Annotated in this window: 29 protein-coding genes; 12 read left to right on the plus strand and 17 right to left on the minus strand. The window is 62.6% G+C overall.

Going from position 1 to position 23,705, the window contains the following annotated elements; genetic code table 11:
* Window positions 1-195 precede the first annotated feature (195 nt).
* Window positions 196-1,077, plus strand: coding sequence for a LysR family transcriptional regulator (locus ACLH0J_RS24970; RefSeq protein ID WP_411389499.1), 882 nt, complete (start codon window positions 196-198; stop codon window positions 1,075-1,077).
* Here ACLH0J_RS24970 and phnN read toward each other — a convergent pair.
* The 11 genes from phnN to ccmA form a co-directional block, all read right to left on the minus strand.
* Window positions 1,066-1,629 carry a phosphonate metabolism protein/1,5-bisphosphokinase (PRPP-forming) PhnN gene (gene phnN, locus ACLH0J_RS24975; RefSeq protein ID WP_411389500.1) on the minus strand — a complete coding sequence of 188 codons (564 nt, stop codon included), beginning with the start codon at window positions 1,627-1,629 and terminating at the stop codon, window positions 1,066-1,068. The genes ACLH0J_RS24970 and phnN overlap by 12 nt on opposite strands.
* 270 nt (window positions 1,630-1,899) lie before the next feature.
* Entirely contained in the window at window positions 1,900-2,295 is a 396-nt protein-coding gene (locus ACLH0J_RS24980; RefSeq protein ID WP_411389501.1) for a hypothetical protein, read from the minus strand.
* A gap of 16 nt (window positions 2,296-2,311) precedes the next feature.
* Entirely contained in the window at window positions 2,312-3,496 is a 1,185-nt protein-coding gene (gene ccmI / locus ACLH0J_RS24985) for a c-type cytochrome biogenesis protein CcmI (RefSeq protein WP_411389502.1), read from the minus strand.
* The gene (locus ACLH0J_RS24990; RefSeq protein WP_411389503.1) at window positions 3,489-3,962 is read right to left on the minus strand and encodes a cytochrome c-type biogenesis protein; all 474 of its coding nucleotides are present in this window, start codon (window positions 3,960-3,962) and stop codon (window positions 3,489-3,491) included. Before ACLH0J_RS24990 ends, ccmI begins: the two co-directional genes overlap by 8 nt.
* Window positions 3,959-4,495, minus strand: coding sequence for a DsbE family thiol:disulfide interchange protein (locus tag ACLH0J_RS24995; RefSeq protein WP_411389504.1), 537 nt, complete (start codon window positions 4,493-4,495; stop codon window positions 3,959-3,961). The genes ACLH0J_RS24990 and ACLH0J_RS24995 overlap by 4 nt, the downstream gene beginning before the upstream one ends.
* Complete coding sequence (locus tag ACLH0J_RS25000; RefSeq protein ID WP_411392889.1) at window positions 4,492-6,480, minus strand: heme lyase CcmF/NrfE family subunit; 1,989 nt, start codon at window positions 6,478-6,480, stop codon at window positions 4,492-4,494. Before ACLH0J_RS25000 ends, ACLH0J_RS24995 begins: the two co-directional genes overlap by 4 nt.
* 3 nt (window positions 6,481-6,483) lie before the next feature.
* A complete protein-coding gene (ccmE, locus tag ACLH0J_RS25005) occupies window positions 6,484-6,939 on the minus strand; it encodes a cytochrome c maturation protein CcmE (protein WP_262051166.1) in 456 nt (151 codons plus the stop codon).
* Complete coding sequence (gene ccmD, locus ACLH0J_RS25010) at window positions 6,936-7,112, minus strand: heme exporter protein CcmD (protein ID WP_411389505.1); 177 nt, start codon at window positions 7,110-7,112, stop codon at window positions 6,936-6,938. Before ccmD ends, ccmE begins: the two co-directional genes overlap by 4 nt.
* Complete coding sequence (locus ACLH0J_RS25015) at window positions 7,109-7,864, minus strand: heme ABC transporter permease (RefSeq protein ID WP_411389506.1); 756 nt, start codon at window positions 7,862-7,864, stop codon at window positions 7,109-7,111. The genes ccmD and ACLH0J_RS25015 overlap by 4 nt, the downstream gene beginning before the upstream one ends.
* A gap of 85 nt (window positions 7,865-7,949) precedes the next feature.
* Window positions 7,950-8,618 carry a heme exporter protein CcmB gene (ccmB, locus tag ACLH0J_RS25020; protein WP_411389507.1) on the minus strand — a complete coding sequence of 223 codons (669 nt, stop codon included), beginning with the start codon at window positions 8,616-8,618 and terminating at the stop codon, window positions 7,950-7,952.
* Window positions 8,615-9,250 carry a cytochrome c biogenesis heme-transporting ATPase CcmA gene (gene ccmA / locus ACLH0J_RS25025; protein WP_411389508.1) on the minus strand — a complete coding sequence of 212 codons (636 nt, stop codon included), beginning with the start codon at window positions 9,248-9,250 and terminating at the stop codon, window positions 8,615-8,617. Before ccmA ends, ccmB begins: the two co-directional genes overlap by 4 nt.
* Window positions 9,251-9,450: 200 nt before the next feature.
* Here ccmA and ACLH0J_RS25030 point away from each other — a divergent pair, with 200 nt between their 5' ends.
* Together ACLH0J_RS25030 and ACLH0J_RS25035 are read left to right on the plus strand one after the other, a co-directional pair.
* Window positions 9,451-11,028, plus strand: a complete 1,578-nt coding sequence (locus ACLH0J_RS25030; RefSeq protein WP_411389509.1) for a flagellar hook-length control protein FliK — start codon at window positions 9,451-9,453, stop codon at window positions 11,026-11,028.
* Complete coding sequence (locus ACLH0J_RS25035) at window positions 11,025-11,354, plus strand: EscU/YscU/HrcU family type III secretion system export apparatus switch protein (protein ID WP_010565029.1); 330 nt, start codon at window positions 11,025-11,027, stop codon at window positions 11,352-11,354. Before ACLH0J_RS25030 ends, ACLH0J_RS25035 begins: the two co-directional genes overlap by 4 nt.
* 75 nt (window positions 11,355-11,429) lie before the next feature.
* Here ACLH0J_RS25035 and glp read toward each other — a convergent pair whose 3' ends face one another.
* Both glp and moaB read right to left on the minus strand, forming a co-directional pair.
* On the minus strand, window positions 11,430-12,656 hold the full coding sequence (glp, locus tag ACLH0J_RS25040) for a gephyrin-like molybdotransferase Glp (protein ID WP_411389510.1): 1,227 nt from the start codon (window positions 12,654-12,656) through the stop codon (window positions 11,430-11,432).
* Window positions 12,640-13,179 (minus strand): molybdenum cofactor biosynthesis protein B, encoded by a 540-nt coding sequence (gene moaB / locus ACLH0J_RS25045; protein ID WP_010211803.1) that lies wholly within the window; start codon window positions 13,177-13,179, stop codon window positions 12,640-12,642. Before moaB ends, glp begins: the two co-directional genes overlap by 17 nt.
* Before the next feature lie 76 nt (window positions 13,180-13,255).
* Between moaB and mobA the strand changes: the two genes are divergently transcribed.
* Together mobA and ACLH0J_RS25055 are read left to right on the plus strand one after the other, a co-directional pair.
* Window positions 13,256-13,858 carry a molybdenum cofactor guanylyltransferase MobA gene (mobA, locus tag ACLH0J_RS25050; RefSeq protein ID WP_411389511.1) on the plus strand — a complete coding sequence of 201 codons (603 nt, stop codon included), beginning with the start codon at window positions 13,256-13,258 and terminating at the stop codon, window positions 13,856-13,858.
* An 80-nt stretch (window positions 13,859-13,938) separates the two neighbouring features.
* Window positions 13,939-14,160 carry a YgdI/YgdR family lipoprotein gene (locus ACLH0J_RS25055; RefSeq protein ID WP_010565032.1) on the plus strand — a complete coding sequence of 74 codons (222 nt, stop codon included), beginning with the start codon at window positions 13,939-13,941 and terminating at the stop codon, window positions 14,158-14,160.
* Between the two features lie 56 nt (window positions 14,161-14,216).
* Here the strand turns inward: ACLH0J_RS25055 and ACLH0J_RS25060 are convergent, their stop codons facing one another.
* The 3 genes from ACLH0J_RS25060 to ACLH0J_RS25070 all read right to left on the minus strand — a co-directional run bounded on the left by ACLH0J_RS25060 (window position 14,217) and on the right by ACLH0J_RS25070 (window position 15,826).
* Window positions 14,217-15,107: a pseudouridine synthase gene (locus tag ACLH0J_RS25060; RefSeq protein WP_411389512.1), complete on the minus strand. Its 891-nt coding sequence runs from the start codon at window positions 15,105-15,107 to the stop codon at window positions 14,217-14,219.
* Between the two features lie 72 nt (window positions 15,108-15,179).
* On the minus strand, window positions 15,180-15,515 hold the full coding sequence (locus ACLH0J_RS25065; RefSeq protein ID WP_411389513.1) for a transcriptional regulator: 336 nt from the start codon (window positions 15,513-15,515) through the stop codon (window positions 15,180-15,182).
* A 74-nt stretch (window positions 15,516-15,589) separates the two neighbouring features.
* Entirely contained in the window at window positions 15,590-15,826 is a 237-nt protein-coding gene (locus ACLH0J_RS25070; protein WP_411389514.1) for a glutaredoxin family protein, read from the minus strand.
* 199 nt (window positions 15,827-16,025) lie between these two features.
* Between ACLH0J_RS25070 and ACLH0J_RS25075 the strand changes: the two genes are divergently transcribed.
* Window positions 16,026-17,762: a cation:proton antiporter gene (locus ACLH0J_RS25075; RefSeq protein WP_411389515.1), complete on the plus strand. Its 1,737-nt coding sequence runs from the start codon at window positions 16,026-16,028 to the stop codon at window positions 17,760-17,762.
* Here ACLH0J_RS25075 and ACLH0J_RS25080 read toward each other — a convergent pair.
* Window positions 17,749-18,957 carry an ammonium transporter gene (locus ACLH0J_RS25080; RefSeq protein ID WP_411389516.1) on the minus strand — a complete coding sequence of 403 codons (1,209 nt, stop codon included), beginning with the start codon at window positions 18,955-18,957 and terminating at the stop codon, window positions 17,749-17,751. The genes ACLH0J_RS25075 and ACLH0J_RS25080 overlap by 14 nt on opposite strands.
* Window positions 18,958-19,304: 347 nt before the next feature.
* On the opposite strand from ACLH0J_RS25080, the gene ACLH0J_RS25085 reads away from it, so the two are divergent.
* The 6 genes from ACLH0J_RS25085 to ACLH0J_RS25110 all read left to right on the plus strand — a co-directional run bounded on the left by ACLH0J_RS25085 (window position 19,305) and on the right by ACLH0J_RS25110 (window position 23,576).
* Window positions 19,305-19,619 (plus strand): YqjD family protein, encoded by a 315-nt coding sequence (locus ACLH0J_RS25085; RefSeq protein ID WP_411389517.1) that lies wholly within the window; start codon window positions 19,305-19,307, stop codon window positions 19,617-19,619.
* 3 nt (window positions 19,620-19,622) lie between these two features.
* Complete coding sequence (locus ACLH0J_RS25090) at window positions 19,623-20,012, plus strand: phage holin family protein (protein WP_411389518.1); 390 nt, start codon at window positions 19,623-19,625, stop codon at window positions 20,010-20,012.
* Window positions 20,009-20,350 (plus strand): hypothetical protein, encoded by a 342-nt coding sequence (locus ACLH0J_RS25095; RefSeq protein WP_411389519.1) that lies wholly within the window; start codon window positions 20,009-20,011, stop codon window positions 20,348-20,350. The genes ACLH0J_RS25090 and ACLH0J_RS25095 overlap by 4 nt, the downstream gene beginning before the upstream one ends.
* Before the next feature lie 92 nt (window positions 20,351-20,442).
* A complete protein-coding gene (locus ACLH0J_RS25100) occupies window positions 20,443-21,606 on the plus strand; it encodes an EAL domain-containing protein (RefSeq protein ID WP_411389520.1) in 1,164 nt (387 codons plus the stop codon).
* A 71-nt stretch (window positions 21,607-21,677) separates the two neighbouring features.
* Window positions 21,678-23,009: a deoxyguanosinetriphosphate triphosphohydrolase gene (locus ACLH0J_RS25105; RefSeq protein WP_411389521.1), complete on the plus strand. Its 1,332-nt coding sequence runs from the start codon at window positions 21,678-21,680 to the stop codon at window positions 23,007-23,009.
* Between the two features lie 171 nt (window positions 23,010-23,180).
* Window positions 23,181-23,576 carry a response regulator gene (locus tag ACLH0J_RS25110; protein ID WP_411389522.1) on the plus strand — a complete coding sequence of 132 codons (396 nt, stop codon included), beginning with the start codon at window positions 23,181-23,183 and terminating at the stop codon, window positions 23,574-23,576.
* Window positions 23,577-23,705: the final 129 nt, after the last annotated feature.

The raw sequence follows: 23,705 nt of genomic DNA on the forward strand, positions 1-23,705 counted from the left end.
CAGCCTCCTTGGCCCGGCCTGAATTAAAATAACCCTAGAGTTATCTTTAACTCAAACACAGAATCGGTCAGCCTGATTGGTGGTTGTTTTGCTTCATGTTGAAATCCCTCGAGCGGATGACACCCCACGGCCATTCCCCTTAGGCTTGTAGGCCGCAACACCTCACGTTGCGCCCAATCCAGCAAGGAACCGTCGATGGATCGCCTCACTGCCATGGAAACCTTCGTCCACGTCGTCGAAACCGGCTCGTTCTCCGCCGCCGCCAAGCGCCTGGGCATCGGCCAGCCGGCGGTCTCCAAAAGCGTCGCGCAACTGGAGGCGCGCCTGGCGGTACGCTTGGTGATGCGTTCCACACGGGGCCTGACGCCCACCGAAGCGGGCCTGGCGTTTTTCGAGAAGGCCAAGCGTGCCATCGAACAGGCCAACGACGCCGACGATGCCGCACGCGGTGCCGGCGCCGGGCTATCAGGCAACCTGCGGATCAGCGCAGCGGTGACCTTCGCCCGCATGCACATCATTCCGCACCTGGCGCCCTTCCTGGAGCAGTACCCCGACATGACGGTGGACGTGGTGCTCGACGACCGCAACCTCAACCTGGTGGAAGAAGGCATCGACGTCGCCCTGCGCATGGGTGACCTCAATGACTCCGGCCACACGGCGCGCAAGATCGGCGAATCGCCCTGCGTCATCCTGGGCACCCCGGCCTACTTCGCACGCGCCGGCGAACCCGCGACCCCGCAGGATTTGCTGCACCACCAGGCCATCATCTACACAAGGGTCGAAGGCTCGCACTGGAACTTCACCCGAGGGGACACGCAATACCCGCTGGTCGCCCACGGTCGCGTGCGCGTCACGGCGGCGGAAGGAGTGCGCGCCGCGGTGCTGAGTCATTTGGGGCTGACCCTGTCGTCCACTTGGATGTTCGCGCCGGAACTGGCCAGCGGCGAGGTCAAGACCGTACTGGACGACTGGCATTTGCCTGCAAGGGACTTATGGGCAGTGTTCCCCACCGGCCGCATGGCAAGCGCCAAGGCCCGGGCCTTTGTGGCGTATGTGGAGCAGTTGTTAAACCGCTGACGAATCCAGGCAGCACAGCAACCGCTCGACCGTGTGCGCCAACGGGCCGGAGTTATCCAGCACGAACAACCCCGCGCCATGGGCGGCGATCAGCTCCGCCGTAAACCGCGCATTGCGCGCCAGGCGCGCCTCGATGTCCGTCAGCGACTCACGCCCTCGCGCGACCAGGCGTTGGCGCAGCACCGCTTGATCGACCGTCAGCAGCAACACCAGCAAGGTGGGATAGCGCTCACGGGTTTGCGCCAGATGCGCCCGCGAGCCGTTGACCAACACGTTATCTCCGGCCGCCAGCCAGTCGTCGATCTCCTGGGGAATGCCATAGGACAACCCATTGGCGTGCCAGCTCAAGGCAAACGCCCCATTGGCGTCCATCGCGGCAAACTGTTCCGGACTCACACCATGGGCCGCCTCGCCCACCGCCTCCGCCGAACGCGTGATCACCCGGCGCACAATGCGGCAACCGCGCTCGGCCAAGCATGGGCGCGCGGCATCCAACAAGCTGTCCTTGCCCGAACCGGATGGCCCGATGAGATAGATCAACCTGCCCGCCATCAAAACACCCTCTTCGCCTGTCGCCAGACGTATTGCACGACTGAAAGCCTTTCGCGGCGGCCACATTACCCGACTGTGCACTGCGGTGCATCACGTTCGGGGTAGCAATTCGTGGAGCCGGCCTGCAAGCGATGGTCATCAACAATGACGTGGGCATTCAGGATGGCCGTGGTGGCTGGGCGTTTTTCGCTGGCAAGCCAGCTCCTACAGGGGTTATGGCAGAGGTGTGGCGTACAGGCATTGAAAAGGCGACTCGCAAGTCGCCTTTTGTCATTGTGCGTAGTGCTTGCTCAACCCCGGCGGTACGCCGTGTACGTCGGTGTCTTCCCATGGCCCGTTGGGGCTGATGGAGCGGCTCCAGCCGTTGCTCCAGCGGTAGTAGGTGCGCTGGCGGTAGAAGGTGTCGGGCTGGTCGTCCAGCACGTACACCTGCATCTTGCCGTCCCAGTGGCTGGCCGCGCCCGGTGGCGGTGCGAAGGTGGGTGACGAGCTTGGTGGTGCTTTGGGTGGCGCGGTGACCGGGCCCGAAGGTCGGGTGCCCGGTTGGGTCGACGGGCCCGACGGCGGAATGGTCGGGCCGCTCGGCGCGGCAGGTGGCCGGTGGACCGCACAAGCGCTCAGCCCCAGTACCAGGCTGAGCAGGGTGATGCGTGCAAGGGCGGTCATAGGTATTTCCTCGAAGTCACTTGTCCGGACGGTCGATGGTCAGCTGCTGCAGCGCAGTCGTGGTGCTGGCCAAGGGTTGGCTGCGGCCGATCCACTCGCCAGCGGTCGGTTGACCGGCCCGGGATATGCGCGCAACCAGTTGGACTTCAGGGAAGTTGGACAGTTTCAACTGCGGCATCATTGCGTCGGCATCGCCCAATTCGACGGTGACGGGCAGTTCGGCCACGGTGACGCGTTTGGCGGCCAGCGGCGCCGGCGGGCCGTTCACGGCGCGGGCGAAGATGAATACGCTGTCGGTGGGCAGCGCTTGGGCCTTGACCTCGGCGGACAGGTCCACACGCACTTTCATCAGCGCCTTCTGGGCCACGGTGCCCCCGCTTTCTTTAATCTTCTCGGCCGCGCGATCGATACCACCTTGCAGCGCCGCACGGGAGTTGTCTTGCGGTGGCAGTTGGGCCAACAAGCGGCTCCAGTAATCAATCGCGTCCTGATAACGCTGGCCCTCGAAGGCAGCGATCCCGAGCAGGCCCAGGCTGGTGACTTCCTTCGGATCGAGCTTCAACGCCTCGTCGGTCAACGCCTGGACCTTGGGCGACCACTGTTTATTGTCGGCGAAGTACTGCGCCTGAGCCCACTGGCCGAGCAGTTCAGGTTGGCGCCCGGCCAGGGCCACGGTGCGCTCGAAGATTCTGGCGGCGTCGGCGGAACGGTCCTGGGCCATGTAGGCACGACCGAGGAAGTACAAGCCTTCCGCCGAATCCGGTTGCGCAGCGGCGGCGCGTTCCAGGCGGTGGGTCATGTCTTCCAGGGACACCGGCGGCTGGGAGAATTCGCGCGTCAGCTCGACCTTGTCGCTGGCACCAAAGTGCAGGTACAGGCCCAGGCCCAACACAGGCACGAGAATCGCAGCGAGCAATGGCAACGGCTTGCCCAGGCGCGATTCGCGGGGCTTTTCCACGCCTTCGGTGTCGGCCAGCAATTCGCGGGCGGCTTCGGCGCGACCAGTATCGAGTTGCGCGGCGTCGAGCACGCCTTCGTCCTGCTGCACTTGCAGTTCGGCCACGCGTTCCTGGTAGAGCGCCACGTTCAGCGCGGTGCGATCCTCTTCACGCTGGGCGCGGCGGCCGCGCAACACAGGGATCAACAGGAAACTCAGGGCAATCAGAAGCAGCAAGCCGGCTGCGAGCCAGAAATCAATCATCAGTCTTGGTGTCCAGCAATTGGTCGAGGCGTTTGCGCTCTTCGAGGGATAGTGTGTCCGAGCCATCGGTAGGCGCGGCGCGGCGACGGCGGACGATCACAACCATGACGACCACACCGGCCAGCAGCAGCCCGGCAGGGCCGAACCAGAGCAGTGCGGTCTTGCCGGTGAGGGCCGGCTTGTAACGCACGAAATCACCGTAGCGGTCGACCATGAAGTCGATGATCTGCTGGTTGTCCTTGCCCTCCCCCAACATGCGGAAGATCTCTTTGCGCAGGTCGGCGGCGATGGGGGCGTTGGAGTCGGCGATGTCCTGGTTCTGACACTTGGGGCAGCGCAGTTCCTTGGTCAGATCGCGAAAGCGCTCACGCTCGGCGTCGTTGGCGAATTCGTAGGTGTCGATGGCGGCGTGGGCGACGCCGGCCAATCCGAGCGCCAGGACCGCGGCGGCTATCAGACGCTTCATGGCTTGGCCTCATCGACCAGGGCCTGGTATTTGGCGGCCAGTTGTTCGCGCCAGACCACTTCGTCGATCACGCCGACGTACTTGTCGCGGATCACACCCTTGGCATCGATAAAGAAGGTTTCCGGCGCGCCGTAGACGCCGAGGTTCAAGCCGAGGTTGCCGTCTTCATCGCGGATGTCCAACTGATACGGGTTGTGGAATTCCGCCAGCCACTTCAAGGCCGCCGCGTTGTCGTCCTTGTAGTTGATGCCGTAGATCAGCACGCCCTTCTCGGCCAGTTTGTTCAGCACCGGGTGTTCGACGCGGCAGGAGATGCACCAGGTGCCCCACACGTTGACCAGCGCCGGCTTGCCCAGCAGATCGGCCTGGGTCAAGGTCTTGTCGCCCTGCACCGTCGGCAGCGAAAACGCCGGGAACGGTTTGCCGATCATCGCCGAGGGCAACTCGGCCGGGTCCAGGTACAAGCCGCGATACAGGAACACCGCCACCACCAGAAATGCCGCCAGCGGCAGCACCATCAACCAACGCTTCATACCGCCGCTCCTTGCAAACCGAGCGCTTCACGCACCCGGCTCTTGACCTTGACCCGATAACGCCGGTCCAGCGCCGCGAGCAAACCACCGAACCCGGTGAGCAACCCACCGAACCAGATCCAACGCACGAACGGTTTGACATGCACCCGCACGGCCCAGGCGCCATCGCCCAAGGGTTCACCCAGCGCCACATAGAGGTCGCGGGTGAAACCGGCGTCGATCCCGGCTTCGGTCATCATCGAGCTTTGCACGGTGTACAGACGTTTTTCCGGGTGCAGCACCGCCACTTCCTTGCCATTGCGCACGACACGCACGGTGCCCTTGTCCGACGTGAAGTTCGGACCTTCGAAGTGTTTGGCGCCTTCGAAAATAAAGTGATAACCGGCCAGGTCCATGGTCTCGCCCGGGGCCAGGCGCAGGTCGCGCTCGGCACTGTTCTGGCTGGACAACACCACGCCCAGGGCACACACGGCGATGCCGATGTGGGCGATCTGCATGCCCCAGTAGCTACGGGTCAGGCCCGGCAGGCCTTTGATCAGGCCTTTGTGACGGGTCTTGTCGAAGATGTCACGCACGCCGGCCAGCAATACCCAGGCGGCGAGCAGGAAGGTGGCGAGCACTGCCCAGTTGAAGTCGCCATAGGCAATCCCGGCGATCACCGCCAGGGCCACACTGCCCAGCAGCACCGGCATCAGCATGCCGACCAGCCATTTCACCGGCGTATCTTTCCAGCGCACCAGCACGCCGACCGCCATCACCCCCATCAACAGGCCCATCAGCGGGATAAACAACGCGTTGAAGTACGGCGGGCCGACGGACAGCTTGGCGCCGCTCAGGGCATCCAGCACCAGGGGGTAGAGGGTGCCGAGCAGGATCATCGACGCGGCCACCACCAGCACCAGGTTGTTGCCCAGCAGCAGGGTTTCCCGCGACCACAGGTTGAAGCCGACCTGGCTCTTGACCACCGGCGCGCGCAGGGCGAACAGGGTCAGGGAACCGCCGACCACGAACAGCAGGAAGATCAGGATGAATACGCCGCGCGCAGGGTCGGACGCAAACGCGTGCACCGACGTCAGCACGCCCGAACGCACAAGGAAGGTGCCAAGCAGGCTGAGGGAAAACGCCGCGATGGCCAGCAATACCGTCCAGCTCTTGAACACGCCACGTTTTTCAGTGACTGCCAGCGAGTGAATCAGCGCGGTGCCCACCAGCCAGGGCATGAACGAGGCGTTTTCCACCGGGTCCCAGAACCACCAGCCGCCCCAGCCGAGTTCGTAGTAGGCCCACCACGAGCCCAAGGTGATGCCGATACCGAGGAACGCCCAGGCGACGATGGTCCAAGGCCGCGACCAGCGTGCCCACGCGGCATCCAGGCGCCCGCCGAGCAAGGCGGCGATGGCGAAGGCGAAGGCCACGGAGAAACCCACGTAGCCCATGTAGAGCATCGGCGGGTGCACGATCAGGCCGATGTCCTGCAGCAGCGGGTTGAGGTCGTGCCCGTCCGCCGGCACCTGCGGCAAGATGCGACTGAACGGGTTGGAGGTCATGATCAGGAACAGCAGGAAGCCGATGCTGATCATGCCCATCACCGCCAGTACCCGCGCCAGCATGACTTGCGGCAGTTGGCGGGAGAAGATCGACACGGCGAAGGTCCAGCCGCCGAGGATCAATGCCCACAGCAGCAGCGAGCCTTCGTGGGCGCCCCATACGGCGCTGAATTTGTAGTACCAGGGCAAGGCGCTGTTGGAGTTATTCGCGACGTAGGCGACGGAAAAGTCGTCGGTCATGAAGGCGTAGGCCAGGCAGCCAAACGCGAACAACAGAAAGGCAAACTGGCCCCAGGCGGCCGGCTGCGCCAGGCTCATCCACAGGCGGTCGCCGCGCCAGGCGCCGAGCAAGGGAAACACGGCCTGAACGATGGCCAGGCACAGGGCGAGGATCATCGCCAACTGGCCCAATTCCGGAATAAACAGTGCGGACGTCATCACTTAGCCCTCCTTTGCGGGGGTTGGCGCGGATTGGCCGCTGTCTTTGAGCGCCTTGGTGACTTCCGGCGGCATGTATTTCTCATCGTGCTTGGCCAGCACTTCATCGGCCACCACCACACCGTCGGCGTTGAGCTTGCCCAGGGCGACGATGCCCTGGCCTTCGCGGAACAGGTCCGGGAGGATGCCGCGGTAGGTGATGGTCACAGCCTTGTTGAAGTCGGTGACCACGAAGGTGACGTCCAGGGAATCGCCGGAACGCTTCAGCGAGCCCTTCTCCACCATGCCGCCGGCGCGGATGCGCGTGTCCAGCGGGGCTTCGCCGTTGGCGATCTGGGTCGGGGTATAGAACAGGTTGATGTTCTGCTGCAGGGCGCTCAAGGCCAGGGCCACGGCAATGCCGACGCCGGCCAGGATGGCAAGGATGATCAACAGACGCTTTCTACGCAGCGGATTCACTTTTCGGTCTCCCGGCGCAGACGACGCGCCTCTTGTTGCAGGTAACGCTTGCGGGCCAGGATCGGCGCCGCGACGTTGAGGGCCAGCACGACCAGGCAGATGCCATAGGCGGTCCAGACATACAGGCCGTGGTGGCCCATGGCGAGAAAATCACTGAAAGAAGCAAAACTCATCCACGCGCTCCCAGGCTGGTTTGCACTTCGGCCTTGACCCAACTGGCGCGGGCTTCACGCTTGAGCACTTCGAGGCGCATGCGCATCAGCAGCACGGCGCCGAAGAAACAGTAGAACCCCAGCACCATCAGCAGTAACGGCGCCCACATCTCCACCGGCATTGCCGGTTTTTCGGTGAGGGTAAACGTGGCGCCCTGGTGCAGGGTGTTCCACCACTCCACCGAGTATTTGATGATCGGGATGTTGATCACGCCGACAATCGCCAGCACTGCGCAGGCCTTGGCGGCGCTGTCACGATTGCTGATCGCGTTGCCCAGGGCAATCAGACCGAAGTACAGAAACAGCAGGATCAACATGGACGTTAGTCGCGCATCCCACACCCACCACGAGCCCCAGGTGGGTTTGCCCCAGATCGCACCGGTGACCAGCGCCACGGCGGTCATCCACGCACCGATGGGCGCGGCGCATTGCAGGGCCACGTCCGCCAGCTTCATCTTCCACACCAGGCCGACGACGCCGCACACGGCCAGCATCACGTAGCAGGACTGGGCCAGCATCGCGGCAGGAACGTGGATGTAGATGATGCGAAAGCTGTTGCCTTGCTGGTAGTCCGGTGGCGCGAAGGCCAGGCCCCAGACCACGCCGATGCCGATCAGCAGCACGGCGAAGAGGCTCAACCACGGCAGCAGCTTGCCACTGATACCGTAAAACCATTTGGGCGAGCCGAGCTTGTGAAACCAGGTCCAGTTCATTGCTGTTTCCGTCACGGTTGCTTCTCGTCTTGGCAAGAAGCTTAGGGTCTTTACTGACTAAGGCATAACGCCCGGTCAGACCTCATTATTCGCCGACGCTGATCTTCAGGCCGGCCGCTATAGCAAAGGGTGTCAGGGTTACCGCCAGGGCGGTCAGGCTACCCAGCCACAGGAGGTAACCGGTCGCTGGCATGCCCATGAGCGCGGCTTGCAGAGCGCCGCTGCCCAGGATCAACACCGGGATATACAAAGGCAGAATCAACAGCGCCAGCAACAGGCCGCCGCGCTTCAAGCCCACGGTCAGCGCCGCGCCCACCGCGCCCAACAGGCTGAGGGCCGGCGTGCCGAGCAACAGGCTCAGGAGCAGAATCGGCAGGCATTCGAGGGGCAGCCCCAGCATCATCGCCAACAGCGGCGAAAGCAAGACCAGCGCCAGACCGGAAAACGCCCAGTGTGCCAGTACCTTGGCCAACACCAGAAGTGGCAGGGGGTGCGACGAAAGGACCCACTGCTCCAAGGAACCGTCCTCGAAATCACTGCGAAACAGCCCGTCCAGCGAGAGCAGGACGGACAAAAGTGCCGCGACCCAGACCAGTCCCGGAGACAAGGTTTGCAACAGTTTAGTTTCCGGACCGACCGCCAACGGGAACAGCGCGATCACGATGGCGAAGAATACCAAGGGATTGGCCAACTCAGCCGGTCGGCGGCACAGCAGACGCGCTTCACGGGCAACCAGCAGGGCAAACACACTCATGCCGACCACCGTCTCAGGTCCAGGTCACGGTAACCGGCGGGCAGGCGCGTCAGGCTGTGGTGAGTGGTGAGGATCACCAGGCCGCCCTGCTCGCAGTGCTGCGCCAAGTGTTCTTCCAATTGGGCGACGCCTTGTTTATCGAGAGCGGTGAAGGGTTCGTCGAGAATCCACAGCGGCGGGCCCGGCAGGTATAGACGCGCCAGGGCCACACGACGCTGCTGGCCGGCGGACAAGGTGTGACAGGGCACATCTTCAAAACCCTTGAGGCCAACAGCGGCCAGGGCCTGCCAGATGGCATCGCGGGAAGCAGGATGATGCAGGGCGCTGAGCCAACTGAGGTTTTCTTCGGCGGTCAGCACGTCCTTGATCCCGGCAGCGTGGCCGATCCAGACCAGGTTGCGGGCAAGCGTGGTGCGCTGTTCGTTGAGGGGCTTGCCGTTGAGGCGCACTTCACCGGCCGTCGGCTGCATCAACCCGGCCAGCAGGCGCAGCAAACTGGTCTTACCGCTGCCGTTGGGGCCGCTGATCTGCACCATGTCGCCACTGGCCAGACGCAGTTCGAGATGCTCGAACAGCAGGCGCAAGTCGCGTTCACAGGAGAGCGCTACGGCTTCAAGAAGGGGGCTGGTCAAGAGATCGCGGGCCTTTACGGTTCAAGTCGGCGGTGCAGTGGCCGTTAAAGAGAGATGCACAATAACGGCTTTGGCGACCGATTTTAGAGAGCTGGATCAAATAGTTGTGAGGTTTTTACCGCTCTCTTTACAGACGGGCGGCATTATACATGCGATGCCCTACTCTAAAGAGGGCAATTTCCCCAGAGACGGCGCGCGCGATGACCGGTGAGATCAACCTTCCTACGCTTCCTTCCACTCCGGCTGCCGGGCAAAGCCCTGCGCCTGCGACGGGGGCCTTGCTCAAACTGCTGGAGCCGCAGATCGGGCTGATCGACCCGGGAAAAACCGCAAACGCCGAAGTGATTGCCCTCAAACAGGGCGGTGAAGCCTTTCAGTTGCTGCTCAAGTTGACCCTCGACAGTGGCCGCCAGACCCTGGTGCAAGCCAGCAGCGCGCAGCCCTTGCCATTGGGCAGCACGGTGGCGGTGAGCCAGACGCCAACGGGCAACCTGACCCTCAGCCTGCAACAGGCCTTGAGCGCCAACGTCGCCGCCCTGACCCGCATCGATACCACGCAAATGCCCGAGGGCACGCTGTTGCAGGCCAAGGTGCTGACCACGCAGATGCTGCCACAAGGCACCACGCAGCCGGCGATCTACCGTTCACTGGTGACCGTGCTCAACAACGCCCTGGCCGGTGCCACCCTGACCGTGGAGAGCCCGCAACCGTTACGGGTCGGCAGCTTGCTCAGCGCCGTGGTGCAGAACGCGCAGACCCTTAATTTCGTGCCGCTGAGCGGGCTCAAGGATCAACTGGCCGTCACCCAACAACTGTCCACCCAGCAAAGTCGCCAAGGCTCGCTGGATGCCGTCTTCAGCGCGTTGCAAAACCTGCCGCGTGGCGATAGCACCTCGGCCGACCTGCGCGCGGCTGCCGACCGTTTGCTGGCCGCCCTGCCCGACCTGGCTCAAGTCAGCAATCCCAAGGTGCTGGCGCAGGTGATCCAGAACAGCGGCGCCTTTCTGGAAGCCAAACTGCTCGCCGGGCAAAACCCGCAGGTCCCGCCGCTGGACATGAAGGGTGCCCTGCTGCGCCTGGTTGCGGACTTATTACCCGCCTTGCCCGCCAGCACCAATATGAATGCCATCCTCGCCGCCAATACCCTGGCCCAAGTGTTGCCGAACTTTGTGCGCAGCCCATTGGGAACCCTGGGGCAAGTCGGGGCTCGGCAGGCCCCCGCTGGCTTCCCGCTGCCGGAGCGACTGATGGCGAAACTGGAAGGCGAAGGCGACCTGGAAAACCTGCTGCGCCTGGCCGCCGGGGCGATTTCGCGCTTGCAGAGCCACCAGTTGTCGAGCCTGGAACAGACCGGCACCACCGCCGATGGTCGCCTGCAAACCACCTGGCAACTGGAAATTCCCATGCGCACCTTGCAGGACATCGTGCCGTTGCAGCTCAAGTTCCAGCGCGAAGAACCGGCGCCGGACAAGGACGAACCCGAACGCAAAGACAAAAAGGACCCCAAGCACATGCTGTGGCGCGTCGAACTGGCCTTCGACATGGAACCGCTGGGCCCCTTGCAGGTCCAGGCGCAACTGACCCAGGGCAAACTGTCCAGCCAGTTGTGGGCGACGCGGCCATACACCGCCAGTTTGATCGAAAGCCATTTGGGCACCTTGCGCGAGCGCCTGGTGACCTCAGGCCTCAACGTCGGCGACCTGGATTGTCACCTTGGCACGCCACCGCGCGGGCCGAAAACCGGACTGGAACATCGCTGGGTGGATGAAACCGCATGAAGAACGCTACCCCACCGCGCCAGGCGATTGCCCTCAAATACGACGGCCAGCAAGCGCCGACCCTGACCGCCAAGGGCGACGATGCCCTGGCCGAAGCGATCCTGAAACTGGCACGGGAAAACGAAGTCCCCATCTATGAAAACGCCGAACTGGTGAAGCTGCTGGCGCGCATGGAATTGGGCGACAGCATTCCCGAGGAGTTGTACCGCACCATCGCCGAGATCATTGCGTTCGCGTGGACATTGAAGGGCAAGTTCCCGGTGGGGTACGACCCGGATGCGGGGCCGGTGGAGCGGGATGTGACTGAACGCGGCGAGGACTACTGAGGGCCCCCACCATGAAAAGCAGGCAAGTCCTGTGGTAGCGGGCTTGCCACGACGAGCCCGCTACCACAGGGGAGGTCAGTTCAGAACTTCACTCAACGGAATGAAGTTGACGCGATCCCCCACCTCCAACGTCGTCCCCTCCAACACCTCCACAAACCCTTCCGCCCACGCCGCGCTGCGCAGTACGCCGGAGCTCTGGTTGCGGTAGATGATCGCCTTGCCCTGCTCGATGCGCCCGCGCAGGTATTCGCGGCGGTTACCCGGTTTGGGCCAGGTGAACCCCACCGGCACGTCAAAACGCAGCGGCGCCACGTCTGTAACACCCTGGCGGCGCAGCAGGTACGGCCGCGCCAACAACGCGAAAGTCACCAGGGTCGAGGCCGGGTTGCCGGGCAAGCCGATTACCGGCACGCCACGAAAATGGCCAAACGTCAGCGGTTTACCGGGTTTGATTGCCAGCTTCCACAAGGCCAGTTCGCCCTCTTCGCGCAAGGCAATGCCGAGGAAGTCCGCCTCGCCCACCGATACACCGCCGGTGGACAGGATCAGGTCGACCGCACCCAGGCCCGCCAGGCGGTCACGGGTTTGTTCCAAGTCATCCGGCAGGATGCCCGCATCGATCACTTCGCAGCCCAGGCGCGTCAACCAGCTACACAGGACGCGGCGGTTGCTGTTGTAGATCTGCCCCGGCCCCAGCGGCAAACCGGGTTCGATCAACTCATCGCCGGTGGACAGCACGGCCACACACACGCGACGGATCACGTCGAGGCGGTCATGGCCGAGGGACGCGGCCAGGCCCAGTTCGATCGGGCCCAGGCGGGTGCCGGCGGGCAGCACCAACTCGCCGACCGTGGTTTCCTGGCCTTGGGGGCGGATGTTCTGGTCGGCCCGCAAAGGCTCGGTAAAGCTCACGCGCTCATCGGCGTGGACCACGGCGTTTTCCTGCATCTCCACGCAGTCCGCACCTTCGGGCACCGGCGCACCGGTGAAGATCCGCGCGCAAGTACCGGCGGCCAACGGCTGTGGTGCCTGGCCCGCGAAGATGCGCTGGCTGACCACCAAGGGCTCGCCTGTCCAATCCGCAAGACGCAGGGCGTAACCATCCATGGCGCTGTTGGGCCAGGGCGGCAGGTCGAGGGTGGAGATCAGGTCCTGTGCCAATACACGGCCATCGCACGCAGCCAGGGGCAATTGTTCCTGTTCACGGATCGGCGCGGCGGCGGCCATGTCCAGCAGTTGCTCCAGCGCGTCCTCCACCGGCATCAACCCGCCGCCCTTGCCCGGCTTACCCACGGGATTCACAGGGTTCGGCCTGTTTCAGATGCGGTACGAAGTTGCACGGGCGGTGACGGTTATCCAGCTGTTCGGCGAGGATGCCGTCCCAGCCGGTGCGCACCGCATTGGTGGAACCTGGCAGGCAGCACACCAGGGTGCCGTTGGCCAAGCCGGCCAGGGCACGGGACTGCACGGTGGAGGTGCCGATGTCGGCCACGGAGATCTGGCGGAACAGTTCGCCAAAGCCGTCGACCTGTTTATCCAGCAGGCAGCTCACCGCTTCCGGTGTGCTGTCGCGGCCGGTAAAGCCGGTGCCGCCGGTGATCAACACCACTTGCACCACGTCTTCGGCGATCCAGTGAGCGACCTGGGCGCGGATCTTGTAGAGGTCGTCCTTGAGCAACACGCGCTCGGCGAGGTGGTGGCCGGCGGCGGTGAGGCGATCGACGAAGACCTGGCCCGAGGTGTCGGTGTCCAGGGTGCGGGTGTCGCTGACGGTCAATACAGCGATGTTCAGGGGTACGAAGGGCGCATCAGCCTTGGCTTTCATGGCACGGTCCGGTTGTCGAAGGAACAGCCCAGTGTTATATCACAGGGCCCTGTTTACCTGCCCGCGCGGAACCCACATGCCACTCGATTCGCTGCCCCTGTCCTGTTCGATCCTGCTGTTGGCCGGTGGCCGTGGCCAGCGTATGGGGGGCCAGGATAAAGGCTTGCTGGAGTGGCGTGGTCGGCCCTTGATCGAACACTTGCAGCGCCTGGTGCGCCCGTTGACTGACGACTTGCTCATCTCGTGCAATCGCAACCACGATCGCTACGCGCCCTACGCCGACCAACTGGTGAGCGACGACAGCCCGGACTTCCCCGGGCCGCTGGCCGGTATCCGCGCCGGGTTAGCCGCCGCACACAATGAACACCTGCTGATACTGCCGTGCGATGTGCCGAACATCGACGTGCGATTACTGACCGACCTGCGCAAGACGGCGCAGCGCAATCCACGCTTGCCGGTAATGGTGCGTCACGGCGAATTTTGGGAACCCTTGATCTGCATCATCCCTGCCTACCTGCGAACCGAGGTAGAACAGGCTTGGCACGCAGGCGAGCGCAGCCCGCGCAAGATTTTGCTGCAACTGGGCGCTGTGGGGATGGAATGCGCGGCAGATGACCCTCGCCTGGCCAACCTGAATACGCCAACGCTGTTACAGCCAAGGTCTGACGTGTCAGAATGAACTTTCATACAAGGAACTTTGGCGACGTCTCACACGTCACACAGTCAGCAATTAAAAAGAATTTTCTTGGAGACACACCCATGACTCAACGGACCATCGCCGCTCTCATGCTTGCACTGGGCCTGGCCACCCTCGCCGGTTGCGCTTCGCCGACAGTGATCACCCTGAATGACGGTCGCGAAATCCAGGCCGTCGACACCCCGAAATACAACGAAGCCTCGGGTTTCTACGAATTCGAACAGCTTGACGGCAAACGCACCCGCATCAATAAAGATCAGGTTCGCACCGTTAAAGACCTGTAAGCCTTACGCGCTTGCACCCAAGGCCCGCCTCGCGCGGGCTTTGTCGTTTGCGGGGTTCACCAATCGAGGGTGATCCGGCTGTGGAAACTGCGCTCCTCACCGCTGACCGGGTCGATGAAACGTACGCCTTGGGCCAGCAGTTTCAAGGGATTGGCGTAGTCGTCCACGGCGTCCTTGATCACATCGGGGTAGAACGGGTCGTTGCAGATACTCGCACCGAGCGCCGTCATATGTACCCGTAGCTGGTGCTTTTTGCCGGTCACGGGGAACAGGCCATAGCGCCATAAATCGCCATGTTTCTCGCGCACTTCCACGGTGGTTTCGGTGTTGCTGGCACCGGGGCCTTCCTGCATGCGAAAGAAAGGTTCGCCATCCACCAGGCGGCTTTTGTGCACCCTCGGAAAAGTCAGGTTCGGCAAGGCCGGGGCGATGGCTTCGTAGAATTTGTCGATCCGGCGTGTGGGAAACAACTGTTGATAAGCCGTACGACTGGCCGGGTTGGCTGAAAACAGCACCAGCCCCGCCGTATGCCGGTCGATGCGATGCAGGGGCACCAGGGACGGGTTGTCCAGGCGACGGATCAGGCGGCGCAACAGGGTTTGCTCGACGTACTCACCGGCCGGGGTCACGGGCAGGAAGTGCGGTTTGTCGGCGACCACCAGATGCTCGTCGGCGTACAGGATGGTTTCCTGCACCGCAATCACCTTCTCGTTCGGCACCTCGCGAAAGTAATAGATGCACAAGCCTTCCCTGTAGGCCAGGTCCAGATGGATCGGGCTGCCGTTGATATCCAGCACCCGGCCGCGGGCGATGCGGTCCAGCCACTGTTCACGGTCGATGGCCGGGAAGTGCTCGCACAGGCACTCCAGCACCGTCGCCCAAGGGCCGGGTGGCAGGTACAGGGTGCTGGCTTGGTGCTGGGACGCGGAGAAAGCGGAAGTGGACATGAACATGCTCGACGCCTGGAAAAACAGGCGGGCATTATCCCGCATGGAGCGGGATTGAGCCTAGGGCGGATCTCAGGCCTTGACCAACTCCGCGCGCAGGATCGGCGACGCGCTGGCGGCATCGGTGAATTCCTTGAGCCAGCGCAGCACGTCCACCGCTTCCCAGCGGCCAGGATCATAAAGCGCGTATAACAAACCCTGATACCCCACCACATCCAACTGCTTGTGGTAGCCGGCGCGCTGGAACAACGCCTCGATCTCCGCAAAGCAGGTATTGAAATGCACTTTGTTAAACGGCGTCTTGCCTTCCGTGACCAGGCCGTCGAGGCGCAGCTCGTTCACCGCATCGCGCACGACGTCGGCGGACATGCGATTGACGCTGCTTTTCAGTTGCTCAACATTCACCACGGGCGTTCCCTCTACTCAATAGCTGTACAAACGTACAGTAACTTAATATTTGGAAACCCGCCATCGCCCAAATGCTAACGCAGGAAGGCAACCACCTGCTCAACGTCGAACGGCCAGCTCAGTTCGGTACCCGTATCCACCCGGCGCAGTACCGGAATCCTTAGGCCATAGGCTTCAAACAGGGCTTCTGAATCGGCGATGTCGATCAACTCGACCATCAACCCATGTTCGACCAACGGCATGATTTCCTCTTCGGCGAGTTCGCACAGATGGCACCCCAACGTGGTAAACAACTGGCATTCAGGAGGCATGACGAAAAGACCTGATCAGAAGTGGGCCATCATTCTAAGCCCGCTGAATACCTGTGGCGAGTGGGCTTGTCCCGCTCACCACAACAACCCGGCTCACCACAACAAGTCCACCCGCCACACCAAACCCTGATCCAAATCACCATGACCTATAACTGATTCAACGACTCTCGCGGCTTTTTGCCGCCGCCCTGCAAGGAAGATGCGTGTGTTCGCCAACCTGTTGATCATTCTGGCCTCATCCCTGGTGGTGATTGCGCTGTTTCGCCGGCTGCAACTGCCGCCCGTGCTGGGCTATCTGTGCGTAGGCCTGGCCGTGGGGCCCACTGCGCTGGATTGGGTGAATGACAGCGAAGAGTTGCCCGACCTCGCCGAACTGGGCGTGGTGTTCCTGCTGTTTTCCCTGGGCCTGGAGTTCTCCTTGAGCAAGATGCTCGCCCTGCGCCGCGTGGTGTTTGGCCTGGGCAGTCTGCAGGTATTGGGTTGCGGGGTGCTGCTGGGGGCCTTGCTGATGGCCTTGGGCGTAGCGCCGGGCATCGCCTTGTTGCTCGGAGCAGGACTGGCGCTGTCGTCCACCGCCATCGTCAGCAAGGAACTGACCAGCCTTGGGGAAATTTTCAGCAGCCATGGCCAGAACGCGATTGGTGTCTTGCTGTTCCAGGACGTGGTGGCGGTGTTGCTGCTGACGCTGGTCCCCGTGTTCGCCGGCGACAGCGAGCACACCTGGTATCTGGCCTTGCCGCTGACCCTGGGCAAGACCGTGATCCTGTTCGTCGGCCTGTTGCTGGCCAGCCGCTGGCTGTTGCCGCGCCTGTTTCGTGAGGTGGCCGCGTCCCATTCGGCCGAGTTGTTTGTGCTGCTGGCACTGGTGATTGTGTTGCTCACCGCTTGGCTGACGCACCTGCTGGGCCTGTCCCCTGCCCTTGGTGCGTTCCTGGCCGGTATGCTGTTGGGAGAGAGCCATTACCGCCATCAGATCGAAGCGGATATACGACCGTTCCGCGACATCCTGCTGGGGCTGTTTTTTGTCAGCATCGGCATGCTGATCGACCTGCAATTGTTCCTCAGCCACAGCCTGCTGATCCTCGGCATGACACTCGCGCTGATGCTGGTCAAAGGCTGTGTGGTCGCCGCGCTGGTCAAACTGCGCGGCAGCGACAGTGAAACCGCCTGGCGCAGCGGTCTGGCCCTGGCCCAGGGCGGCGAGTTCTGTTTTGCGTTGATGGCGCAAATGCAGCAGAGCCGCCTGATACCGGATGAATTCAACGGTCTGCTGCTCGCCGCCACCTTTTGCTCGATGCTGCTCACCCCGCTGCTGCTGCGCGCCGCGCCAGCCATTGCCCTGCGCCTGCACCGCAAGCCCAACCAGCAAGTGCAACTGGAAGAAATCACCGCGCTCAATGCGCAGTTGCAGGGCCATGCGGTGATCTGCGGCTACGGGCGGGTCGGGCAATCCATCGGACGCTTCCTGCGCCGCGAGCAGCAAGCCTTCATTGCTCTGGATGACGACCCGGAACGGGTGCAGGAAGCGGCCACCGACGACAGCAGCGTGCATTACGGCGATTGCCGGCGCGGCGCCCTGCTCACCGCGGTCGGCCTGGAGCGCGCCCGGTTGGTGGTGATTGCCGTGGACAACAGCGACGTGGCGCTGGTGGTGCTCAAGGAGGCCCGTCGGCTCAACCCGACGGTGCCGATCCTGGTGCGCACTCGCGATGACAGCCAACTGGCTGAGCTCAAAGCCGCGGGCGCCAGCGAAGTGGTGCCCGAGTTGTTGGAGTCGAGCCTGATGCTCGCCTCCCACGCCTTGATCATGCTGGGCCTACCGGACCACCAGGTACAGGCGCGGGTCGATGAAGTGCGGCATAACCGCTACCGCCTGCTCCACGGTTTTTACTCGCACCCGAGCAGCGAAGAAGAGGCGCCGATCAATCCTGACTGACCGCGCCGATCTTGTGGATCGACAGGTCCGCGCCGTAATACTCCTCTTCCTGGCTCAAGCGCAGCCCGTGCACGCGCTTGATCACGCCATACACCAGCAGACCGCCCACCAGCGCCACGGTAATACCGAGGGCGGTACCGATCAGTTGACTGACCAGGCTGACGCCCCCCAGTCCACCCAGCGCCGTCTGGCCGAAGATGCCGCAGGCGATGCCGCCCCACACGCCGCACAGGCCATGCAGTGGCCACACACCCAACACGTCGTCGATCTTCCAGCGGTCCTGGGCCGCAATGAAGAACCAGACAAACAAACCGCCGGCCACCACGCCCGTCACCAGTGCACCGACCGGGTGCATCAGGTCCGAGCCGGCGCAGATCGCTACCAACCCGGCCAGCGGGCCGTTATGCAGGAAGCCGGGGTCGTTTCGACCGATCACCAGGGCCGCGACGGTGCCACCGACCATGGCCATCAACGAGTTGACCGCCACCAGGCCGCTGACACCGTCCAGAGTTTGCGCACTCATCACGTTAAAACCGAACCAGCCCACGATCAAAATCCACGAACCCAGCGCCAGGAACGGAATGCTCGACGGCGCAAACGCCACCAAACGCCCTTCGCGATAGCGCCCATTGCGCGGCCCCAACAGCAGCACGGCGGCCAGCGCCAGCCAGCCGCCCATGGCGTGCACCACCACGGAACCGGCAAAATCATGGAAGCTGGCGCCAAAGGTGGCGAGCAGCCAGGCCTGCAGACCGAAATTGCCGTTCCAGACCATGCCCTCGAAAAACGGGTAGACAAACGCGACGATCAGCGCCGTGGCACACAGTTGCGGAACAAATCGTGCACGCTCGGCAATACCCCCGGAAATGATCGCCGGAATCGCCGCCGCAAAGGTCAGCAGGAAGAAGAATTTCACCAGGCCGTAGCCATGATCGGCGCTGATCACCGCCGCCGGTTGCATGAAGGTCACACCGTAGGAGACCCAATAGCCTATAAAGAAGTAGGCCAGGGTGGAGATGGCGAAGTCGCTGAGGATCTTCGACAGGGCATTGACCTGATTTTTCTGACGCACCGTACCGACTTCAAGGAACGCAAAGCCGGCGTGCATGGCCAGGACCATGACCGCACCAATCAGGATGAACAGGGTATTGGAACTGTGGACAAGGGTATCCACCGCACTTTGCAAATTTTCCATGGAGGTTGGCAGGCCTACATTAAAGGCAAAAAGCACCAAAGCGGTTCACGCCAGCGTTTCGTGCACTAAATTAGCTCCATCGGCGTCACCCTTCTTCAGAGGGCGTGAACCGCTTTAGCGCAGCGATCAACACAACAGGCTGTTCCCGACAGGGTTTTTCCGCGAGATTGAGTGATTTAGAGTAAGGTTTTTCAAGGCATTGGCCTCAGGTCGCCCGGATTCGGCGCAGAGCCAGAGGCATGCGCACCAAGGCAAAGCAAAAGCTGTACCACACAATTGCACTGAACCTTCACCGATACCGGTGACTCGAAACCACACGTACACATCAGCCAATCACGGAGATATCCATGGCCAGAAGAACTGCAAAGACTGCTCAAGAAATACTGATGGCGGATTTTCAAACCCTGGTCAACGACACTGAAAAGTTGCTGGACGACACCTCGATCCTCGCCGGTGACCAGGCCGACGAGCTGCGCAGCAAGATCCACGACAGCCTGCTCAAAGCCCGCGAAACCCTGCAACTGACCGAAGACTCGCTGCGCGAACGCGGCCAGGCGGCGGTCACGGCCACCGAAGATTATGTGCAGGCCAACCCGTGGCAGTCGGTGGGTATCGCCGCTGGCGTGGGCTTCCTGATCGGTCTGCTGGCTACAAGGCGCTAAATCATGTCTATCGGCGAATCCGGCTCGTCCATGGGCCCAAGTTCAACGTCCAGACGCCTGGGCGCGGCTGTGCTGGGCTTGCTGCACAGCCACGTCGAGCTGTTCGGGATCGAGCTGCAGGAACAAAAGGCGCGCACCGTCAGCCTGTTGCTGTTTGCCGGCCTGGCGCTGGTGTTTGCCCTGCTGTTGCTGGTGGGGTTGTCGACATTGGTGATGATTCTGGTGTGGGACACCGGCTACCGCCTGACCGGGATCATCTGCCTCTGCGTGTTCTATACCCTGGCCGCCGCGTTTTGCGCGGTGCGCTTGAAAGCGGCGGTGTTCGATGAGTCCACGCCGTTCCACGCCACCCTCGAAGAGCTGGCCAATGACCGGGAGCGCCTGCTGCCATGAGCCTGACTGAGATCCCGCAAACCACCTCCCGCCGCGAAATGCGCAAGGCGTTGATTCGCCTGCGCATGGAAATGCACCGTCAGGAGATCCGTCACGAGTCCCAGCAACTGATGGCGCCCCTGAACAAAGTGCGCAACCTGGGGCATAGCTGGCAAGACGGCCTGGGCATCAAGCACGCGCCGCTGTGGGGCGTGGCCGCCGTTACGCTGATAGGTTTCTTTACCGGCAAAGGCGCCAAGGGCGGTAGCATCGCCAATCTGACGCGCCTGGTGCGACTAGGCGCCGGCTTGATCCCGCTGATCAAATTGGCGATGCAGGGCAGTTCGCGCAAACAGTAAGGCTTACTGGCTGCATTCTTGCTAACAGAATCGGCCCGGCCCTCGTTTTCAAGGGTCGGGCCTTTTTTCTCCACCTCTCTTAAGGAGGCCCCGTGATCGACGGGCAACCGCTTGCCTGCTTCCAACCGTTCATCGACACCGCCACCGGTCGTATCGCCGGCGTCGAAGCCTTGGGCCGCTTGCGCCAGGCTGACGGCCGTTTGGAGTCCGTGGGCCCGCTGTTCGCCGACCCGCGCACGCCGGGCGTCACCTTGCGCCGCCTCGACCGGCAGATCCGCGACGATGCGTTGCGCCGCTTGCATGAAGCCCCTGAAGACTGGTTTCTGAGCCTGAACATCTCACCGCGCTGGATCAACCAACTGCGCCCGGGCCAAGCCTTGCCGAGTCTGAAACAGATTCACGCGCATGGCGTCGACCCGGCGCGCATCGTGTTTGAGATCACCGAACTGGGCGGCGACATCCAGCGCCTGACCGATGTGGTCGTGCGCTATCGCGAGGCCGGTGCGCGCATCGCCATCGATGACTTTGGCGCTGGCTACTCGCAACTCGATCGGGTGCTGGCGTTGCAACCGGATATTCTCAAGCTGGACATGCGCCTGTTCCAGGAAGCCGCCCGGGGTGGACCGAGCAGCGAAGTGGTGCGGGCTTTGGCGCAGATGGCAGAAAAGACCGGGTGCTGGATCATTGCCGAAGGCGTGGAAACCGAAGCGCAATTGAGCTTCGCCCTGGAATGCGGTTCGCGGTATGTCCAGGGCTATCTGTTCGCCCAGGCGCAGTTGGACTGGTTCGCCGCCGACGCCTTCGTGCCGCGCTTTGACCAACTGCGCGCAGCGTATGTCCAACAGAAACTGGCAGAACGTGGACGCATCAGGCAACTGCGCCAGCAACTGGCCGAACTGATGAACATCCTGCAAACCTGGGCCCAGACCCAGGCGCCACTGAATCACTTGCCGCAACTACCGGCCTTTCCCTGGCTACTGCGCTTTTACCAGTGCGACCGGCACGGCACCCAACTGACGCCCAACTTCGAGTGGCGCCAGGACGCCTGGCAAGCCGACAGCCGCTACCTGGGCCACAACTGGTCGTGGCGGCCGTACTTCTACCATCTGCTCGCCGAAGGCTGGGAGGAGCGGCGACTGACCTTGTCCTCGACCTACCGCGACGCCACCACCAACCAGTATTGCCTCACCGCCGGACAATTCTTCGATAACGGTCAGCGCTTGCTGTTAATCGATATCGACGCCGCCGGGCTGTAGATTTTCGCTTGCCCCGCCCACCCGGAACCGGGAAGCTGGGCGGGTCATTTACCGCACGGAGAGTACCCGCCTTGGATTGGCCCACCCTGCTGACTCGCGAACGTCTTGGAAAGCCCCTGCACAGCCCGGAAGAACTGGGGCGCAGCCCGTTCCACAAAGACCATGACCGCATTATTTTCTCCGGCGCGTTCCGCCGCCTGGGCCGCAAGACCCAAGTGCACCCGGTGTCGAGCAACGACCACATCCATACCCGCCTGACTCACTCCCTGGAAGTCAGCTGTGTTGGCCGCTCCTTGGGCATGCGGGTCGGAGAAACCCTGCGCAGCGCCCTGCCCGACTGGTGCGACCCGAGCGATCTGGGCATGGTGGTGCAATCGGCCTGCCTGGCCCACGACATCGGCAACCCACCGTTCGGGCATTCCGGCGAAGATGCCATCCGCCACTGGTTCCAGCAGGCGGCCGGACGCGGCTGGCTGGATGATATGAGCAGCGCCGAGCGCAATGACTTCCTCAATTTCGAAGGCAACGCCCAGGGCTTCCGGGTGCTGACCCAACTGGAATACCACCAGTTCGACGGCGGCACACGCCTGACCTATGCGACCCTGGGCACCTACCTGAAATACCCCTGGACCGCCCGCCACGCCGACTCCTTGGGCTACAAGAAACACAAGTTCGGCTGCTACCAGAGTGAACTGCCGCTCCTCGAACAGATCGCCCACAAACTCGGCCTGCCGCAACTCGAAGAACAGCGCTGGGCCCGGCACCCACTGGTTTATCTGATGGAGGCGGCAGACGACATCTGCTATGCCCTGATCGACCTGGAAGACGGTCTGGAAATGGACTTGCTTCAATACGCCGAAGTCGAGTCGCTGCTGCTCGACCTGGTCGGCGACGACCTGCCGCAGACCTATCGCCAACTAGGCGCCCAGGACTCACGCCGGCGCAAGCTGGCGATCCTGCGCGGCAAGGCCATCGAGCATCTGACCAACGCGGCGGCACGGGCCTTCGTCGAACAGCAGGATGCCTTGCTCGCCGGCACCCTGCCCGGCGACCTGGTGGAGCACATGCACGGCCCCGCCAAGCGCTGCGTGCTGGACGCCAAGGACATGGCACGCAAGAAAATCTTTCAGGACAAGCGCAAGACTCTGCATGAGATCGGCGCCTACACCACCCTGGAGATTCTCTTGAACGCCTTTTGCGGCGCGGCACTGGAGCAGCATGGCGGGCGTACGCCCTCCTTCAAGAACCGGCGCATTCTCGACCTGCTGGGCAACAACGCACCAGACCCCGCATGGCCGTTGCACGCGTCATTCCTGCGCATGATCGACTTCATTGCCGGCATGACCGACAGCTATGCCACCGAGATGGCGCGTGAAATGACCGGGCGCTCCGGCCCTCAATGACCTGCCTGATCATGCCGCCTGTTCACTGAACAGAATCTGCCTACGACGGGAACAGAGCGGCCTGATCGAATTCGCACAAACACACGAAGAATAATCGCGCACGCTCCGGGCAGATCTGGCGAACAGTTCCTACATGCCCCCCATCGACGCTTGACTCACCGTGTGCCTTCTATGCCCAGTTACTCCCTTCGCATCCTGTTGGTGGAGGACCATCCCTTTCAACTGCTCGCCACCCAGTGCCTGCTCAGAAGCTTCGGTTTCGAGCGACTGACCCCGGCCGAAAACGCCGAGCAGGCAATCCGCTTGATGACCCTGGCCGAGGCGCCTTTCGACATCATCCTGTGCGACCAGTGCTTGCCAGACCTGCCAGGGATTGAATTGATTGAAATCGCCAGCCGCCGACGCTTTATCACCGGTGCCATCCTGCTCAGCGGCCTCCCCGAAGCAGAACTGTACACACTGCAAACCCAAGCGCTGGAGCGCGGCCTGCCCCTGCTCGGTTACTTGTCGAAACCATTGAACAAGGATGAGCTTGCCTGTTTGACCCACTTGTTCCATACGCCATGAATGTAGGACTTAAAACATATAAACCCGTCGAAAAGTTCCTGCATAACGCCCATTGAATCCCTGACTTCACGATTCAGCGTGCCCGGCAGCGAAACGCTGATCGCTCGCGTCACAAAGCCTAAGCAACTG

Origin of the sequence: Pseudomonas sp. MPB23 (assembly GCF_046605395.1) — a bacterium.
Lineage (GTDB): Bacteria > Pseudomonadota > Gammaproteobacteria > Pseudomonadales > Pseudomonadaceae > Aquipseudomonas.

What these genes read in the sequence shown, in the direction of transcription:
- moaB (WP_010211803.1), bottom strand. Translation starts at nt 13,179, where the DNA reads ATGAAAGCCAAGGCTGATGCGCCCTTCGTACCCCTGAACATCGCTGTA.
- mobA (WP_411389511.1), top strand. Translation starts at nt 13,256, where the DNA reads ATGCCACTCGATTCGCTGCCCCTGTCCTGTTCGATCCTGCTGTTGGCC.
- ccmI (WP_411389502.1), bottom strand. Translation starts at nt 3,496, where the DNA reads ATGATTGATTTCTGGCTCGCAGCCGGCTTGCTGCTTCTGATTGCCCTG.
- ACLH0J_RS25060 (WP_411389512.1), bottom strand. Translation starts at nt 15,107, where the DNA reads ATGTCCACTTCCGCTTTCTCCGCGTCCCAGCACCAAGCCAGCACCCTG.
- ACLH0J_RS25000 (WP_411392889.1), bottom strand. Translation starts at nt 6,480, where the DNA reads ATGACGTCCGCACTGTTTATTCCGGAATTGGGCCAGTTGGCGATGATC.
- ACLH0J_RS25070 (WP_411389514.1), bottom strand. Translation starts at nt 15,826, where the DNA reads ATGCCTCCTGAATGCCAGTTGTTTACCACGTTGGGGTGCCATCTGTGC.
- ACLH0J_RS25015 (WP_411389506.1), bottom strand. Translation starts at nt 7,864, where the DNA reads ATGAACTGGACCTGGTTTCACAAGCTCGGCTCGCCCAAATGGTTTTAC.
- ACLH0J_RS25030 (WP_411389509.1), top strand. Translation starts at nt 9,451, where the DNA reads ATGACCGGTGAGATCAACCTTCCTACGCTTCCTTCCACTCCGGCTGCC.
- ACLH0J_RS25075 (WP_411389515.1), top strand. Translation starts at nt 16,026, where the DNA reads ATGCGTGTGTTCGCCAACCTGTTGATCATTCTGGCCTCATCCCTGGTG.
- ACLH0J_RS25055 (WP_010565032.1), top strand. Translation starts at nt 13,939, where the DNA reads ATGACTCAACGGACCATCGCCGCTCTCATGCTTGCACTGGGCCTGGCC.
- ccmD (WP_411389505.1), bottom strand. Translation starts at nt 7,112, where the DNA reads ATGAGTTTTGCTTCTTTCAGTGATTTTCTCGCCATGGGCCACCACGGC.
- ACLH0J_RS25080 (WP_411389516.1), bottom strand. Translation starts at nt 18,957, where the DNA reads ATGGAAAATTTGCAAAGTGCGGTGGATACCCTTGTCCACAGTTCCAAT.
- ACLH0J_RS24970 (WP_411389499.1), top strand. Translation starts at nt 196, where the DNA reads ATGGATCGCCTCACTGCCATGGAAACCTTCGTCCACGTCGTCGAAACC.
- ACLH0J_RS24990 (WP_411389503.1), bottom strand. Translation starts at nt 3,962, where the DNA reads ATGAAGCGTCTGATAGCCGCCGCGGTCCTGGCGCTCGGATTGGCCGGC.
- phnN (WP_411389500.1), bottom strand. Translation starts at nt 1,629, where the DNA reads ATGGCGGGCAGGTTGATCTATCTCATCGGGCCATCCGGTTCGGGCAAG.
- ACLH0J_RS25095 (WP_411389519.1), top strand. Translation starts at nt 20,009, where the DNA reads ATGAGCCTGACTGAGATCCCGCAAACCACCTCCCGCCGCGAAATGCGC.
- ACLH0J_RS25110 (WP_411389522.1), top strand. Translation starts at nt 23,181, where the DNA reads ATGCCCAGTTACTCCCTTCGCATCCTGTTGGTGGAGGACCATCCCTTT.
- ACLH0J_RS24980 (WP_411389501.1), bottom strand. Translation starts at nt 2,295, where the DNA reads ATGACCGCCCTTGCACGCATCACCCTGCTCAGCCTGGTACTGGGGCTG.
- ACLH0J_RS25035 (WP_010565029.1), top strand. Translation starts at nt 11,025, where the DNA reads ATGAAGAACGCTACCCCACCGCGCCAGGCGATTGCCCTCAAATACGAC.
- ACLH0J_RS24995 (WP_411389504.1), bottom strand. Translation starts at nt 4,495, where the DNA reads ATGAAGCGTTGGTTGATGGTGCTGCCGCTGGCGGCATTTCTGGTGGTG.
- ACLH0J_RS25085 (WP_411389517.1), top strand. Translation starts at nt 19,305, where the DNA reads ATGGCCAGAAGAACTGCAAAGACTGCTCAAGAAATACTGATGGCGGAT.
- ACLH0J_RS25090 (WP_411389518.1), top strand. Translation starts at nt 19,623, where the DNA reads ATGTCTATCGGCGAATCCGGCTCGTCCATGGGCCCAAGTTCAACGTCC.
- ccmB (WP_411389507.1), bottom strand. Translation starts at nt 8,618, where the DNA reads ATGAGTGTGTTTGCCCTGCTGGTTGCCCGTGAAGCGCGTCTGCTGTGC.